Raw genomic sequence first — 15,334 nt, forward strand, 5'->3', positions numbered from 1 at the left:
CCTGATAACGACATAACATCGCCGCAAACGCTGAGTTTGCGGTCATAGTGTGGATGCTCGCCTGGCAAGTGCTTATTTTCAGGGGTATTTTGTAACATGGCAGAAAAACAAACTGCGAAAAGGAATCGTCGCGAAGAAATACTTCAGTCTCTGGCGCTGATGCTGGAATCCAGCGATGGAAGCCAACGCATCACAACAGCGAAACTGGCAGCCTCCGTCGGCGTTTCTGAAGCGGCGCTGTATCGCCATTTTCCCAGTAAGACTCGCATGTTCGATAGTCTGATTGAGTTTATCGAAGACAGTCTGATTACCCGTATCAATCTGATCTTAAAAGATGAGAAAGACACCAGCGCGCGTCTGCGTTTAATTGTGTTGTTGATTCTGGGCTTCGGCGAACGCAACCCAGGCCTGACGCGTATCCTCACCGGTCATGCGTTAATGTTTGAACAAGATCGCCTGCAAGGACGGATTAACCAGCTGTTTGAGCGCATTGAAGCGCAGCTGCGTCAGGTTCTGCGGGAAAAAAGAATGCGCGAAGGCGAAGGGTACGCCACGGATGAAACCCTGCTGGCAAGTCAGTTGCTGGCGTTTTGTGAAGGGATGTTGTCCCGCTTTGTACGCAGCGAGTTCAAATACCGCCCAACGGACGATTTCGACGCCCGCTGGCCGTTGGTTGCCGCGCAATTGCAGTAACAGCGTAGCCGGATGGCGGCGATGCCTTATCCGGCCTTACAGGCCCGGTAAGCGCTACGCCGCCGGGCAATTTACTTAAACCCCGTACGCTTCCCGATACGCACGCACTGCCGCCAGATGTTCCGCCATCTCTGGCTTCTCTTCCAGATACGCAATCAGGTCTTTCAGCGTGATAATCGAGATCACCTGACACCCGTAATCGCGTTCCACTTCCTGAATTGCGGAAATCTCGCCACGGCCACGCTCCTGACGATCCAAAGAAATCAGCACCCCCGCCAGACTTGCGCCATTCGCCTGGATAATCTCCATTGATTCACGAATCGCAGTACCCGCAGTGATCACATCATCCACCAGCATCACGCGTCCCTGTAATGGGCTCCCGACCAGACTTCCGCCTTCACCGTGGTCTTTGGCTTCCTTACGGTTAAAGCAGTACGGCAGGTCTTTGTCATGGTGTTCCGCCAGTGCAACAGCGGTGGTCGTCGCAATCGGAATACCTTTATAGGCCGGACCAAACAGTAGATCGAAATCGATACCCGAATCCACCAACGCTTCGGCATAAAAACGTCCCAGCAGAGCCAGATCGCGCCCGGTATTAAACAGCCCGGCGTTGAAGAAATAGGGGCTTTTGCGCCCGGATTTCAGCGTAAATTCGCCAAACTTTAGTACCTGCTTGTTAAGCGCAAACTCAATAAACTGGCGCTGATACGGTTTCATGGATTCGCTCCTCATTTCACTTTATTACAGACAAAAAAAAGGCGACTCGTTGGTCGCCTTAAAATCAATTTTCTAACGCCGCTTTCTGCGTCGCTACAATGGATTCGATTCCCCCTCGGGCTAATGCCAACAAGGTAAGGAGTTCTTCGTGACTGAACGGCTCGCCTTCTGCCGTTCCCTGCACTTCAATAATTCGACCGTCTTCGGTCATTACCACGTTCATATCGGTTTCAGCCGCGGAGTCTTCAACGTACTCCAGATCGCAGAGCGCTTCACCATTCACGATGCCGACGGAAACCGCAGCCACCATCCCTTTCATCGGGTTGGTTTTCAGCTTACCGTTCGCGACCAGCTTGTTCAGCGCATCGGCCAGCGCAACGCAAGCCCCGGAGATAGATGCAGTACGCGTACCGCCGTCCGCCTGGATCACATCGCAATCCAGAGTGATAGTAAACTCGCCAAGCGTTTTAAGATCGACAGCAGCGCGCAGCGCGCGGGCGATCAGACGCTGGATTTCCATCGTGCGGCCGCCCTGCTTGCCTTTCGCCGCTTCACGCGCGTTACGGGTATGCGTAGCGCGTGGCAACATGCCATATTCTGCGGTGATCCACCCCTGGCCCTGCCCTTTCAAAAAGCGCGGTACGCCTTCTTCGATGGATGCCGTGCACAGCACTTTGGTATCTCCAAATTCGACCAGCACCGAGCCTTCAGCGTGTTTTGTATAGTTACGGGTCAGGGTTACGGGACGCACCTGATTAGCGCTACGGCCTGCTGGACGCATATTGAGATCTCCGGCTTGAAACGAATGTGGCTGCGCATTATACGGACTTCCGGCGGTTATTCCTATCCTGACAAGGCATGGATGGCTATAATCCTTCCATCTCTCCTTTAAAAACAGGAACGTCTATGATCCGCAGTATGACCGCCTACGCCCGGCGTGAAATCAAGGGTGAATGGGGTAGCGCTACCTGGGAAATGCGCTCGGTAAACCAGCGTTATCTGGAAACGTATTTTCGTCTGCCGGAACAGTTCCGTAGCCTTGAACCTGTTGTACGCGAACGCATTCGTACACGCCTGACGCGCGGAAAAATCGAATGTACTTTACGCTTTGAACCCGATGCCAGCGCGCAAGGCGAACTCATTCTGAATGAGAAGCTGGCAAAGCAGCTCGTTGCCTCTGCGAACTGGGTCAAAATGCAGAGCGATGAAGGGGAAATCAACCCGGTAGATATCCTACGTTGGCCGGGCGTCATGGCCGCCCAGGAACAGGATCTGGACGCGATTGCCGCAGAGATCCTCGCCGCGCTGGACGGGACGCTGGATGACTTCATTGTCGCCCGGGAAACCGAAGGTCAGGCTTTGAAAGCACTGATTGAGCAGCGTCTGGAAGGCGTCAGCGCTGAGGTAGTGAAAGTCCGCGCCCATATGCCGGAAATCCTGCAATGGCAGCGCGAACGTCTGGTAGCAAAACTGGAAGACGCACAGGTACAACTGGAAAATAACCGTCTGGAGCAAGAGCTGGTGCTGATGGCACAGCGCATTGACGTGGCGGAAGAGCTGGATCGTCTGGACGCGCACGTCAAAGAAACCTACAACATCCTGAAGAAAAAAGAGGCGGTTGGCCGTCGTCTGGACTTTATGATGCAGGAGTTCAACCGCGAGTCGAACACTCTGGCCTCCAAATCCATCAATGCTGATGTCACCAATTCTGCAATTGAGCTGAAAGTATTGATCGAGCAAATGCGCGAGCAAATTCAGAATATCGAGTAAACCTCATTCCCACGTAGCCCGTCGCGATGCGATGGTGCTACGTGCTTCCTTTACACTCCGTACTGCCCTCGCCACTTTCGGATTACTTTTTCTTATCCATTTTCCAATCAATTAAAAATGAATAACGCATAAATAGCGGATGAATCGCAATATCCGCATAAACTATAGTTATTAAAATTGCTTCACCTTAGAAAATCTCAATCGTGATATTACGCACAAATCGTTAGTCTCTGCCCTCAGTAAACCAGGGGGAAGACATGCTGTTACACGTTCTCTACTTAATTGGCATTACTGCCGAAGCCATGACCGGGGCGCTCGCTGCGGGTCGACGCCGTATGGATACATTTGGCGTTATTATCATTGCCACCGCGACAGCAATTGGCGGCGGTTCCGTACGCGATATTCTGCTCGGTCACTATCCGCTCGGTTGGGTACAGCACCCTGAGTACGTGATTATTGTCGCTTCTGCTGCGGTTCTGACGACGATCGTCGCCCCTGTAATGCCTTACCTACGCAAACTGTTCCTTGTACTTGATGCGCTGGGCTTAGTGGTCTTTTCTATTATCGGCGCTCAGGTTGCGCTGGATATGGGGCATAGCCCGGTCATCGCTATTGTGGCGGCTGTCATTACCGGCGTATTTGGCGGCGTATTGCGTGACATGTTCTGCAAACGTATTCCGCTGGTCTTCCAGAAAGAGCTGTATGCCGGTGTTTCCTTTGCGTCTGCCGTGTTGTACATCGCGCTACAACACTACGTATCCAACCACGACGTCGTGGTTATCTCCACGCTGGTTTTTGGCTTTACCGCTCGCTTGCTGGCGCTGCGTCTCAAACTTGGCCTGCCGGTGTTTTACTATCGCCACGAAGGTCACTAAGGGCTAAAGCCGTTAATATGCCGGGCAGCCAGCCAGTTGCCCAGCGCCCGTATTTCCGGGTTATCCCGCCACTGGATGACCCGCCTGGCGCGCCCCTCCCCTGTCGTCGGAAGCTGTTGCCAGTATTCTGCCGTGCGTGCCAGTAACTGCCCCCATGAACGATCGCCGCTGGCCTTAAGCGCCGCCTGCGTTAACGGTATGCCCATCGCCATCACCCAGCGGATAAATGGCCGATGCCGCACCAGGTTAAACTGATGCCACAACTGCTTGCTTTTTTCTTTACTAAACCCAGGTGTCGCCTGTAGTTGTTCCTGCGTTAACGCGAGCCAGGAGAAAATATGCTCGAAACGATGCGCCTGGTGAAGCACACGCCATCCTGCCTCCCCCATCCCGTCAACCTCCAGCGCCTCCTTCGACCCCAGCCAGACCAGCCTGGCGATGAACTGCTCCTGGCATACCTCAGTCGCATAAAAACAGGTTAATGCGTTATAGCGATTCCCCGGCGGTGCGGGCTTATCCCGTTGAGTACCACGCCAGACAACCTTATCAATACGCGGAATCCCCTGTCCGGCAAGGCTGACAAGAATGTGGTCACCTGGCGCAATGTCCCACTCCGCCCAGCGCCTGACAGACCCTACATTTACGCGCTTCACCCGTTTATCATCCAGCATCACTGGCGCAAGCGACGCCACAACCGAGATTTTCCCGCTCTTGCCGACAGCGAACTGAACCCCGGTGACTTCAGCCACTTTCGCGACCGGAGGATACTTCCAGGCAACCAGCCAGTCGCCCTGCCCGGGCATCCAGTGTCTGGCCTCAGGTTCTTTACCCGTTCTTACCACGACTCCATCGGTAACGAACGGTAATCCCGTTGTCCACCATGCTGTACGCACGCGTTCAACATCATCAGCGCTTTTCACCGGTTGAGAATATTGTTGTGCAAAGCCAAATCCTGCCCCGGACAGTTGACGCAAGCGCTCAGGCATCGTTGCCGGGCCATCAGGCCATGCCCAGATGAAAACAGACAGCGACTGGAGCGACGAGGTGTTATTCTGGCGCATCATCATTCCGGCGACCTTCGAGCGGGCATTCATTCCTCCCATTTGCCGCTGAATATGGTTGTCGCGCAGCAAAAAAATCTCACCCTGCAACGTGCTATTGGCAAGCGCGCCTTTTGTGCTTTGCGGTACTGCGGGTATTAAACGCATCTTCTGCGTCCAGTCCTCGCCTTTAAGCCCGTTCCCCCGGCTAATCGCGCTGACCAGACGCCCATCCCGGTATACGAGAGTAACCGCCACTCCATCCACTTTCGGTTGCACCCACAAATCGCTGTGCTTACGCATCCACTGCTGCACCGCCTGTTTGTCCGCAAGCTTTCGCACACCCGTATGCGGAACAGGATGGGGCAATGAGCCGCTCACTGGCGGCGCCAGTTCTGCCCCGGTATCACCGCCAAAGCAGCGTTGCCACTGCACCAATTGCGCGCTGAGCTGATCGTAGACACCATCTTCTACCGCACTAACCCCCTGCTGCCAGTAACTGTCGTTCCACTGGGCGAGCTGCTGCTGTAGCCGGGCGATTTCGTCATTCGCTCTGGCTGGCGACCAGTCAGGGCAAGCCGCCCATACCGGGAAATGCCACAGCAACAGACTCAGCACGATACTTTTCCCTCTTCTCATCAGTACCTCCGCTGTAGATTGCGGGCCAGGTATAACGCGGGGCGTCATCAAAACCGAGAGGCAAAAAGCGATCGTGCGAACACGCTTCCAGACATTTTCATTGATTGCAGTAACTACACGGTAAATCAGGAAACAGGTACGCAAAACGCAATAAACTGACGCAAAAAGTGTGACAAAAGCTACGTCACATAGCGGCGACGTGTATAATAAGCTCGTATGTAGGCTCTCTTTCGATAATCACATACATAAGATACTCATGGCTCAAGGCACGCTTTATATTGTTTCTGCCCCCAGTGGCGCGGGTAAATCCAGCCTGATTCAGGCGTTGTTAAAAACCCAACCGTTGTATGACACCCAGGTTTCTGTTTCACACACCACGCGCGCACCGCGTCCGGGTGAAGTGCATGGCGAGCATTATTTCTTTGTCGATCATCATGAGTTCAAAACCATGATTGGCAGAGATGCGTTTCTGGAGCACGCTGAAGTGTTTGGTAACTATTACGGCACATCGCGTGAAACCATTGAGCAAGTGCTGGCAACGGGTGTGGATGTTTTTCTGGATATCGACTGGCAGGGCGCGCAGCAAATTCGTGAGAAGATGCCGCAAGCGCGCAGTATCTTTATTTTACCGCCGTCCAAAATTGAGCTGGACCGCCGCCTTCGCGGGCGCGGTCAGGATAGCGAAGGAGTAATCGCAAAACGTATGGCGCAAGCTGTTGCAGAAATGAGCCATTACGCCGAATATGATTACCTTATTGTGAATGATGATTTCGACACCGCCCTGGGCGATCTGAAAACCATTATTCGCGCCGAACGTCTGCGCATGAGCCGCCAAAAGCAGCGTCATGACGCTTTAATCAGCAAACTGTTGGCAGACTGAACCCACTTTCAGTATCATGCCCAGTCATTTCTTCACCTGTGGAGCATTTTAAATATGGCACGCGTAACTGTTCAGGACGCTGTAGAGAAAATTGGTAACCGTTTTGACCTGGTACTGGTCGCCGCGCGTCGCGCTCGTCAGATGCAGGTAGGCGGCAAGGACCCGCTTGTACCGGAAGAAAACGATAAAACTACCGTAATCGCGCTGCGCGAAATCGAAGAAGGTCTGATCAACAACCAGATCCTCGACGTCCGTGAGCGCCAGGAACAGCAAGAGCAGGAAGCCGCTGAATTACAAGCCGTTACCGCTATTGCTGAAGGCCGTCGTTAATCACAAAGCGGGTCGCCCTTGTATCTGTTTGAAAGCCTGAATCAACTGATTCAAAACTACCTGCCTGAAGACCAGATAAAACGTCTTCAGCAGGCGTATCTCGTTGCACGTGACGCTCACGAGGGTCAGACACGTTCAAGCGGTGAACCCTATATCACGCACCCGGTTGCGGTAGCCTGTATTCTGGCCGAGATGAAACTCGACTATGAAACGCTGATGGCTGCGCTGCTGCATGACGTGATTGAAGATACTCCTGCGACCTACCAGGACATGGAACAGCTTTTTGGTAAAAGCGTTGCAGAGCTGGTAGAAGGGGTATCCAAGCTTGATAAGCTTAAGTTCCGCGATAAGAAAGAAGCGCAGGCTGAAAACTTTCGCAAGATGATTATGGCGATGGTGCAGGATATCCGCGTCATTCTCATCAAACTTGCCGACCGCACTCACAACATGCGCACGCTGGGCTCATTACGCCCGGATAAACGTCGCCGCATCGCCCGTGAAACCCTTGAGATCTACAGTCCGCTGGCGCACCGTTTAGGTATTCATCACATTAAAACCGAGCTGGAAGAGCTGGGTTTTGAAGCGCTGTACCCAAACCGCTATCGCGTGATTAAAGAAGTGGTAAAAGCCGCTCGCGGCAACCGCAAAGAGATGATTCAAAAAATCCTCTCTGAGATCGAAGGACGTTTACAGGAAGCAGGCATTCCGTGTCGCGTGAGCGGGCGTGAAAAGCATTTGTACTCTATCTACTGCAAAATGGTGCTCAAAGAGCAGCGTTTTCACTCCATCATGGACATCTACGCCTTTCGCGTGATCGTGCATGATGCCGATACCTGCTATCGCGTACTCGGCCAGATGCACAGCCTGTATAAGCCGCGTCCGGGGCGCGTAAAAGACTATATCGCCATTCCAAAAGCGAACGGCTATCAGTCTTTACACACTTCGATGATCGGCCCGCACGGCGTTCCGGTTGAGGTACAGATCCGTACCGAAGACATGGACCAGATGGCGGAAATGGGGGTTGCGGCGCACTGGGCTTATAAAGAGCACGGTGAAACCAGCACCACCGCGCAAATCCGCGCTCAGCGCTGGATGCAAAGCCTGCTGGAGCTGCAACAGAGCGCCGGTAGCTCGTTTGAATTTATCGAGAGCGTTAAATCCGATCTCTTCCCGGATGAGATTTACGTTTTCACACCGGAAGGGCGCATTGTTGAGCTGCCTGCCGGTGCCACGCCGGTCGACTTCGCCTATGCCGTACATACCGATATCGGTCATGCCTGCGTAGGCGCGCGCGTCGACAGGCAGCCATACCCACTGTCACAGCCGCTTACCAGCGGTCAGACCGTCGAAATTATTACCGCCCCTGGCGCACGCCCGAATGCGGCATGGCTTAACTTTGTCGTCAGCTCAAAAGCTCGCGCCAAAATTCGCCAGTTGCTGAAGAACCTCAAGCGTGATGATTCCGTCAGCCTGGGGCGCCGTTTGCTCAACCATGCCCTCGGCGGCAGCCGTAAACTGGCTGAAATCCCGCAGGAGAATATCCAGCGCGAACTGGAGCGTATGAAGCTCGCAACGCTGGACGATCTGCTGGCGGAAATTGGTCTGGGCAATGCGATGAGCGTGGTGGTGGCGAAAAATCTTCAGCAAGGCGAAGCCGCCGTACCTGCCACAACGCAGTCCAATCATGGGCATTTGCCGATTAAAGGCGCGGATGGCGTGCTGATCACCTTTGCGAAGTGCTGCCGCCCGATTCCAGGCGACCCGATCATTGCGCACGTCAGCCCAGGTAAAGGGTTAGTGATCCACCATGAATCCTGCCGCAACATCCGTGGTTACCAGAAAGAGCCAGAGAAGTTTATGGCTGTGGAATGGGACAAAGAGACGGAGCAGGAGTTCATCACTGAAATTAAGGTGGATATGTTTAATCACCAGGGGGCGCTGGCCAACCTGACGGCGGCAATCAACACGACGACCTCCAATATTCAGAGTCTGAATACGGAAGAAAAGGATGGTCGCGTCTATAGCGCCTTTATTCGCCTCACCGCGCGTGACCGTGTTCATCTGGCGAATATCATGCGCAAAATCCGCGTGATGCCGGACGTGATAAAAGTCACCCGTAACCGAAACTAGTTTTATGAACTTACAGCGTTATGCGCGTATCTGCGAGATGCTCGCCAGGCGTCAGCCTGATCTGACGGTCTGCATGGAGCAGGTCCACAAACCTCATAATGTCTCGGCGATCATTCGCACCGCCGACGCAATAGGCGTACACGAAGTTCACGCCGTCTGGCCGGGCAGCCGTATGCGCACCATGGCGTCGGCGGCAGCGGGCAGCAATAGCTGGGTACAGGTGAAAACCCACCGTACCATCGGCGATGCGGTCAGCCACTTGAAGGGCCGGGGCATGCAGGTTCTGGCGACTCATCTCTCTGATAAAGCGGTTGATTTCCGCGAAATCGATTACACGCGCCCAACCTGCATCCTGATGGGGCAGGAGAAAACCGGCATCACCCAGGAAGCCTTAGACCTGGCGGATCAGGACATCATCATCCCGATGATCGGCATGGTGCAGTCACTTAACGTTTCCGTCGCTTCCGCTCTGATTCTCTACGAAGCGCAGCGCCAGCGGCAGAACGCAGGCATGTACCTGCGTGAAAACAGCATGCTGCCGGAAGACGAACAGCAGCGCCTGCTGTTTGAGGGCGGCTATCCGGTGCTGGCGAAAGTCGCCAAGCGCAAAGGTCTACCCTACCCTCATGTAAACATGCAGGGTGAGATCGAGGCCGACGCCGCCTGGTGGTCCACGATGCAGGCGGCAGGGTAATCACATGAAAGGCCGTTTGCTGGATGCCATCCCGCTCAATTCCCTGACCGGCGTTGGCGCGGCGCAAAGCAGCAAACTGGCGAAAATTGGCCTGCACACCGTGCAGGACCTCCTGTTGCACCTTCCCCTGCGTTATGAAGATCGCACCCATCTTTACCCGATTGGCGAACTGCTGCCGGGCATTTACGCCACTGTTGAAGGCGAAGTGCTGAACTGCAATATCACCTTCGGCGGTCGCAGGATGATGACCTGCCAGATTAGCGACGGCTCCGGCATTCTCACCATGCGCTTTTTCAACTTCAGCGCGGCAATGAAAAACAGCCTGGCGACCGGGCGGCGCGTACTGGCCTATGGTGAAGCCAAACGTGGGAAGTACGGCGCGGAGATGATTCACCCTGAATACCGCGTGCAGGGCGATCTCAGTACGCCGGAGCTTCAGGAAACGCTCACGCCCGTTTATCCGACCACCGAAGGCATTAAGCAAGCCACGCTGCGTAAGCTCACCGACCAGGCGCTGGATCTGCTTGATACCTGCGCCATTGCCGAACTTCTACCGCCTGAACTTGCGCAAGGAATGACGAGCCTGCCGGAAGCCTTGCGCACGCTGCATCGCCCACCACCGTCGCTACAGCTTAGCGATCTGGAAACCGGGCAGCATCCGGCGCAGCGACGCCTGATTCTGGAAGAACTACTGGCGCATAACCTGAGCATGCTGGCGCTGCGTGCCGGCGCGCAGCGTTTCCACGCCCAGCCGCTTAGCGCGAACGATTCACTGAAGAATCAGCTGCTGGCCGCATTACCGTTCAAACCAACGGGTGCGCAGGCGCGCGTGGTGGCGGAGATAGAACGCGACATGGCGCTCGATGTGCCAATGATGCGTCTGGTGCAGGGCGACGTCGGTTCCGGTAAAACGCTGGTCGCCGCACTGGCTGCGCTACGCGCCATTGCGCACGGCAAACAGGTGGCGTTGATGGCGCCGACAGAACTGCTGGCCGAGCAGCATGCCAGTAACTTCCGCAACTGGTTTGCACCGCTTGGTATTGAAGTGGGTTGGCTGGCAGGTAAACAGAAGGGGAAAGCGCGCCTGGCGCAGCAGGAAGCCATCGCCAGCGGGCAGGTACAGATGGTGGTCGGCACCCACGCGATTTTCCAGGAGCAGGTGCAATTTAACGGGCTGGCGCTGGTGATTATCGATGAACAGCACCGCTTCGGCGTCCATCAACGCCTGGCGCTGTGGGAAAAAGGTCAGCAGCAGGGGTTCCACCCGCATCAGTTAATCATGACCGCAACGCCGATCCCCCGCACCCTGGCAATGACCGCCTATGCCGATCTCGATACCTCCGTGATTGATGAGCTACCGCCGGGTCGCACACCTGTCACTACCGTTGCCATCCCGGACACCCGTCGTAGCGATATTATCGATCGCGTCCGCAATGCCTGTACCCAGGAAGGCCGCCAGGCATACTGGGTCTGTACGTTGATTGAAGAGTCGGATTTGTTAGAAGCCCAGGCTGCGGAAGCGACATGGGAAGAGCTCAGGCTCGCCTTACCGGAGTTGAAGATTGGTCTGGTTCATGGGCGGATGAAACCCGCAGAGAAGCAGGCGGTGATGGCGGCCTTTAAGCAAGGTGAGCTGCACCTGCTGGTCGCGACAACGGTGATTGAAGTCGGGGTGGATGTCCCCAACGCCAGCCTGATGATTATCGAAAACCCGGAACGGTTAGGTCTGGCGCAATTACACCAGTTGCGTGGACGCGTGGGCCGCGGCGCGGTGGCCTCCCATTGCGTACTGCTCTACAAATCACCGCTCTCGAAAACCGCGCAGAAGCGCCTTCAGGTCTTACGGGACAGCAACGACGGCTTTGTGATTGCGCAAAAGGATTTAGAGATTCGCGGCCCCGGTGAACTGCTGGGCACGCGTCAGACGGGTAACGCCGAGTTCAAAGTGGCGGATTTGCTGCGCGATCAGGCCATTATCCCGGATGTTCAACGCATCGCCCGTCACATTCACGAACATTATCCGCAACAGGCAACCGCCCTGATTGAACGCTGGATGCCCGAAACCGAGCGTTATTCCAACGCCTGATAACCCCTGCCCGAGACCGTTTGTAAAATTTATAAATGCAATCGTTTGCTTTTACCATCTGGTCAGATAAAATCACCGCTTTTCCACCATGGGATTGCCTCTGATGTCTGTTAACACCGTCGAGTCGGCAAATGCGCAACCGGTTGCGCAGACGCAAAACAGCGAACTGATTTACCGTCTTGAAGATCGCCCGCCGCTCCCTCAAACCCTGTTTGCCGCCTGTCAGCACCTGCTGGCAATGTTCGTCGCGGTCATCACGCCAGCGCTGTTAATCTGCCAGGCGCTCGGTTTACCGGCACAAGATACTCAACACATTATCAGTATGTCGCTGTTCGCCTCCGGTGTGGCCTCAATTATTCAAATCAAAGCATGGGGTCCGGTCGGTTCAGGGTTGCTATCTATTCAGGGCACCAGTTTTAACTTTGTCGCCCCGCTGATTATGGGCGGCACCGCGCTGAAAACCGGCGGAGCGGACGTCCCCACCATGATGGCGGCGCTATTCGGCACGCTGATGCTGGCAAGCTGCACCGAGATGGTTCTCTCCCGCATACTGCATCTGGCGCGCCGCATTATCACACCGCTGGTCTCCGGCGTGGTGGTGATGATTATCGGTCTGTCGCTGATCCAGGTGGGTTTAACATCCATTGGCGGCGGCTATGCCGCAATGAGCGACAACACCTTTGGCGCGCCCAAAAACCTGATGCTGGCAGGCGTTGTACTGGCGCTGATCATCCTGCTTAACCGCCAGCGCAACCCCTACCTGCGCGTGGCCTCGCTGGTGATCGCGATGGCGGCAGGCTATCTGCTGGCCTGGTTTATGGGGATGCTGCCGGAAAACACCACACCGGCAACACAAGACTTAATCATGGTGCCCACGCCGCTGTACTACGGTCTGGGCATTGACTGGAACCTGCTGCTGCCGCTAATGCTGGTCTTTATGATCACCTCACTGGAGACCATCGGCGATATCACCGCCACCTCCGATGTCTCCGAGCAGCCGGTCTCCGGGCCGCTGTATATGAAGCGTCTGAAAGGCGGCGTGCTGGCTAACGGCCTGAATTCCTTTGTTTCCGCCGTGTTCAATACCTTCCCCAACTCCTGTTTCGGGCAGAATAACGGCGTGATTCAGTTGACCGGCGTGGCCAGCCGTTATGTCGGCTTTGTGGTAGCGCTGATGCTGATCCTGCTCGGCCTGTTCCCGGCGGTAAGCGGCTTTGTGCAGCACATTCCTGAACCGGTGCTCGGCGGCGCCACGCTGGTGATGTTCGGCACCATCGCCGCTTCCGGCGTGCGTATCGTCTCCCGTGAACCGCTGAACCGCCGCGCTATCCTGATTATCGCGCTGTCGCTGGCTGTCGGCCTGGGCGTTTCTCAGCAGCCGCTGATCCTGCAATTTGCGCCAGACTGGGTGAAAAACCTGCTCTCCTCCGGCATTGCCGCTGGGGGCATCACCGCTATCGTTCTGAACCTGATTTTCCCGCCAGAGAAACCGTAAGCGAAATGCGGCGATGATCGACAATCATCGCCGCTGTAACGCTCTTTCACCATTCCCGCCTTGAGGATTGCGCGTAAATCGTGCATAACTCAGATGTGTGCACTTCGCGGGATGGAAGACCATGAAATTTATTGGAAAGCTGATTCTCTACATATTGATTGCCCTTTTGGTGGTGATCCTCGGCCTCTATTTTCTGCTGCAAACCCGCTGGGGCGCGGAGCATGTAAGCGCCTGGATATCAGAGAACAGCGGGTACAGCCTGACATTTGATGTCATGGATCACCGCTTCTCCGCACCGTCCCACGTTTTGCTTGAGAACGTTACGTTTGGCCGGGATGGTCAGCCCGCCACGTTAGTCGCGAAAACGGTGGATATCGGCCTGAGCAGTCGCCAGATAACCGATCCCCTGCACGTCGACGCCATCCTGTTGCAGGACGGCACGCTCAATATCTCCCCGCAGACCGCACCGCTTCCTGTTCAGGCTGACCGCCTGCAATTACAGAACATGGCGCTTAACAGCCCGGGCGGTGAGTGGAACCTGAGCGCTCAGCGCGTTAACGGCGGCGTGGTTCCCTGGCGTCCCGAAGCGGGCAAGGTATTGGGGAATAAGGCGCAGATCCAGCTCAGCGCCGGTTCGCTCACGCTGAATGATGTTCCCGCGACCAACGTGCTGATTGAAGGCAGCATTGATAAGGAACAGGTAATCTTAAGCAACATTGGCGCAGACATTGCGCGCGGCGCCTTAACCGGCGTGGCGCGACGCAACGCGGACGGCAGTTGGGTGTTGGAAAATCTGCGTCTGAACGACATTCGGCTGCAAAGCGATAAATCGCTGACCGACTTTTTTGCCCCGCTTACCGCTATCCCGTCTCTGCAAATTGGCCGTCTTGAAGTGACCGATGCCCGCCTGCAAGGCCCGGACTGGGCAGTAACCGACCTCGATCTCAGTTTGCGCAACCTGACGTTCAGCAAAGATGACTGGCAGACGCAAGAGGGCAAACTGTCGATGAATGCCAGCGAATTCATCTACGGTTCACTGCATTTCTTCGATCCCATTCTGAATGCCGAATTCTCACCGCAGGGCATTGCGCTACGCCAGTTCACGACCCGCTGGGAAGGCGGTATGGTCAGAACATCCGGCAACTGGCTGCGTAATGGCAAAGCGCTAATCCTCGACGATGCCGCCATTGCCGGGCTGGAATACACGCTGCCGGAAAACTGGAAGCAGCAGTGGATGAAACCTCTTCCTGGCTGGTTAAACAGCCTGACGCTGAAAAAATTCAGCGCCAGTCGCAACCTGGTGATTGATATCGACCCGGCTTTCCCGTGGCAGCTCACCGCGCTGGATGGTTATGGCGCAAATCTGGGACTGGTGCAGAACCATCAATGGGGCGTATGGAGTGGGAACGCAACACTTAACGCGGCAGCCGCGACGTTTAACCGAGTGGACGTGCGTCGCCCTTCCCTGGCGCTGGCGGCAAACAGCAGCACAGTTAACATCAACGAGCTGAGCGCATTTACGGAGAAAGGGCTGTTAGAAGCCACGGCCAGCGTTTCACAACTCCCCCAGCGCCAGACAAAAGTCAGCCTGAACGGACGCGGCGTACCAATGAACGTCTTGCAGCAATGGGGATGGCCTGCGCTGCCCATTTCCGGCGACGGCAACATCCAGCTTACCGCCAGCGGTAATATCCAGGCGGACGCCCCACTGAAGCCAACGGTAAACGGCCAGTTGCACGCGGTAAACGCCGATAAACAGCAGGTGACGCAAACAATGCGGGCAGGCGTTGTGTCAGGAGCGGAAGTCACGCAACCACAGCCTGCGCAATAGTGTGTTTTGCCCGGTGGCGCTACGCTTACCGGGCCTGTGACAGGTTTTCTCACGAAACGTCGCATGGACGTTATGTGTACTCATAATTCCCAAAAGATATGAAAACAGGTAACTCATGGATTTTGTGAAGATTTATATGAAACCGATCATGGTA

The 15,334-nt window shown here is 55.3% G+C and carries 13 protein-coding genes; 10 read left to right on the top strand and 3 right to left on the bottom strand.

Annotation, left to right across the window (positions count from 1 at the left end):
* Positions 1-96: 96 nt before the first annotated feature.
* The gene (slmA, locus tag OGX93_RS21665) at positions 97-693 is read left to right on the top strand and encodes a nucleoid occlusion factor SlmA (RefSeq protein ID WP_012135776.1); all 597 of its coding nucleotides are present in this window, start codon (positions 97-99) and stop codon (positions 691-693) included.
* 75 nt (positions 694-768) lie between these two features.
* Here the strand turns inward: slmA and pyrE are convergent, their stop codons facing one another.
* Complete coding sequence (gene pyrE / locus OGX93_RS21670) at positions 769-1,410, bottom strand: orotate phosphoribosyltransferase (RefSeq protein ID WP_024131063.1); 642 nt, start codon at positions 1,408-1,410, stop codon at positions 769-771.
* A 64-nt stretch (positions 1,411-1,474) separates the two neighbouring features.
* On the bottom strand, positions 1,475-2,191 hold the full coding sequence (rph, locus tag OGX93_RS21675; protein WP_012135779.1) for a ribonuclease PH: 717 nt from the start codon (positions 2,189-2,191) through the stop codon (positions 1,475-1,477).
* A 125-nt stretch (positions 2,192-2,316) separates the two neighbouring features.
* On the opposite strand from rph, the gene OGX93_RS21680 reads away from it, so the two are divergent.
* Together OGX93_RS21680 and OGX93_RS21685 are read left to right on the top strand one after the other, a co-directional pair.
* Entirely contained in the window at positions 2,317-3,180 is an 864-nt protein-coding gene (locus OGX93_RS21680; RefSeq protein ID WP_012135780.1) for a YicC/YloC family endoribonuclease, read from the top strand.
* Between the two features lie 257 nt (positions 3,181-3,437).
* Positions 3,438-4,055: a trimeric intracellular cation channel family protein gene (locus OGX93_RS21685; protein ID WP_047460236.1), complete on the top strand. Its 618-nt coding sequence runs from the start codon at positions 3,438-3,440 to the stop codon at positions 4,053-4,055.
* Here OGX93_RS21685 and ligB read toward each other — a convergent pair.
* Positions 4,052-5,734: an NAD-dependent DNA ligase LigB gene (gene ligB / locus OGX93_RS21690; RefSeq protein ID WP_286448743.1), complete on the bottom strand. Its 1,683-nt coding sequence runs from the start codon at positions 5,732-5,734 to the stop codon at positions 4,052-4,054. The two genes, OGX93_RS21685 and ligB, sit on opposite strands and share 4 nt — an antisense overlap.
* A gap of 256 nt (positions 5,735-5,990) precedes the next feature.
* Here ligB and gmk point away from each other — a divergent pair, with 256 nt between their 5' ends.
* From gmk to OGX93_RS21725, 7 genes are all read left to right on the top strand, one after another.
* Complete coding sequence (gene gmk, locus OGX93_RS21695) at positions 5,991-6,614, top strand: guanylate kinase (protein WP_286448744.1); 624 nt, start codon at positions 5,991-5,993, stop codon at positions 6,612-6,614.
* A 54-nt stretch (positions 6,615-6,668) separates the two neighbouring features.
* A complete protein-coding gene (rpoZ, locus tag OGX93_RS21700) occupies positions 6,669-6,944 on the top strand; it encodes a DNA-directed RNA polymerase subunit omega (protein ID WP_000135058.1) in 276 nt (91 codons plus the stop codon).
* Between the two features lie 18 nt (positions 6,945-6,962).
* Entirely contained in the window at positions 6,963-9,074 is a 2,112-nt protein-coding gene (spoT, locus tag OGX93_RS21705) for a bifunctional GTP diphosphokinase/guanosine-3',5'-bis pyrophosphate 3'-pyrophosphohydrolase (RefSeq protein WP_058668291.1), read from the top strand.
* Between the two features lie 4 nt (positions 9,075-9,078).
* On the top strand, positions 9,079-9,768 hold the full coding sequence (gene trmH, locus OGX93_RS21710) for a tRNA (guanosine(18)-2'-O)-methyltransferase TrmH (RefSeq protein WP_286448745.1): 690 nt from the start codon (positions 9,079-9,081) through the stop codon (positions 9,766-9,768).
* Between the two features lie 4 nt (positions 9,769-9,772).
* Positions 9,773-11,854, top strand: a complete 2,082-nt coding sequence (recG, locus tag OGX93_RS21715; protein WP_071259163.1) for an ATP-dependent DNA helicase RecG — start codon at positions 9,773-9,775, stop codon at positions 11,852-11,854.
* 103 nt (positions 11,855-11,957) lie between these two features.
* Positions 11,958-13,349 (top strand): xanthine/proton symporter XanP, encoded by a 1,392-nt coding sequence (xanP, locus tag OGX93_RS21720; protein WP_024131065.1) that lies wholly within the window; start codon positions 11,958-11,960, stop codon positions 13,347-13,349.
* 121 nt (positions 13,350-13,470) lie between these two features.
* Positions 13,471-15,180: an AsmA family protein gene (locus tag OGX93_RS21725; RefSeq protein WP_286448746.1), complete on the top strand. Its 1,710-nt coding sequence runs from the start codon at positions 13,471-13,473 to the stop codon at positions 15,178-15,180.
* Positions 15,181-15,334 lie beyond the last annotated feature (154 nt).

It is taken from the genome of Citrobacter sp. CK195, assembly GCF_030333365.1.
Classification (GTDB): Bacteria; Pseudomonadota; Gammaproteobacteria; order Enterobacterales; family Enterobacteriaceae; genus Citrobacter_B; species Citrobacter_B koseri.

Bases quoted from the DNA above. Each gene is read 5' to 3' on its own strand.
- slmA (WP_012135776.1), top strand. From the start codon at position 97: ATGGCAGAAAAACAAACTGCGAAAAGGAATCGTCGCGAAGAAATACTT.
- OGX93_RS21685 (WP_047460236.1), top strand. From the start codon at position 3,438: ATGCTGTTACACGTTCTCTACTTAATTGGCATTACTGCCGAAGCCATG.
- rph (WP_012135779.1), bottom strand. From the start codon at position 2,191: ATGCGTCCAGCAGGCCGTAGCGCTAATCAGGTGCGTCCCGTAACCCTG.
- OGX93_RS21680 (WP_012135780.1), top strand. From the start codon at position 2,317: ATGATCCGCAGTATGACCGCCTACGCCCGGCGTGAAATCAAGGGTGAA.
- gmk (WP_286448744.1), top strand. From the start codon at position 5,991: ATGGCTCAAGGCACGCTTTATATTGTTTCTGCCCCCAGTGGCGCGGGT.
- recG (WP_071259163.1), top strand. From the start codon at position 9,773: ATGAAAGGCCGTTTGCTGGATGCCATCCCGCTCAATTCCCTGACCGGC.
- xanP (WP_024131065.1), top strand. From the start codon at position 11,958: ATGTCTGTTAACACCGTCGAGTCGGCAAATGCGCAACCGGTTGCGCAG.
- ligB (WP_286448743.1), bottom strand. From the start codon at position 5,734: ATGAGAAGAGGGAAAAGTATCGTGCTGAGTCTGTTGCTGTGGCATTTC.
- rpoZ (WP_000135058.1), top strand. From the start codon at position 6,669: ATGGCACGCGTAACTGTTCAGGACGCTGTAGAGAAAATTGGTAACCGT.
- OGX93_RS21725 (WP_286448746.1), top strand. From the start codon at position 13,471: ATGAAATTTATTGGAAAGCTGATTCTCTACATATTGATTGCCCTTTTG.
- pyrE (WP_024131063.1), bottom strand. From the start codon at position 1,410: ATGAAACCGTATCAGCGCCAGTTTATTGAGTTTGCGCTTAACAAGCAG.
- trmH (WP_286448745.1), top strand. From the start codon at position 9,079: ATGAACTTACAGCGTTATGCGCGTATCTGCGAGATGCTCGCCAGGCGT.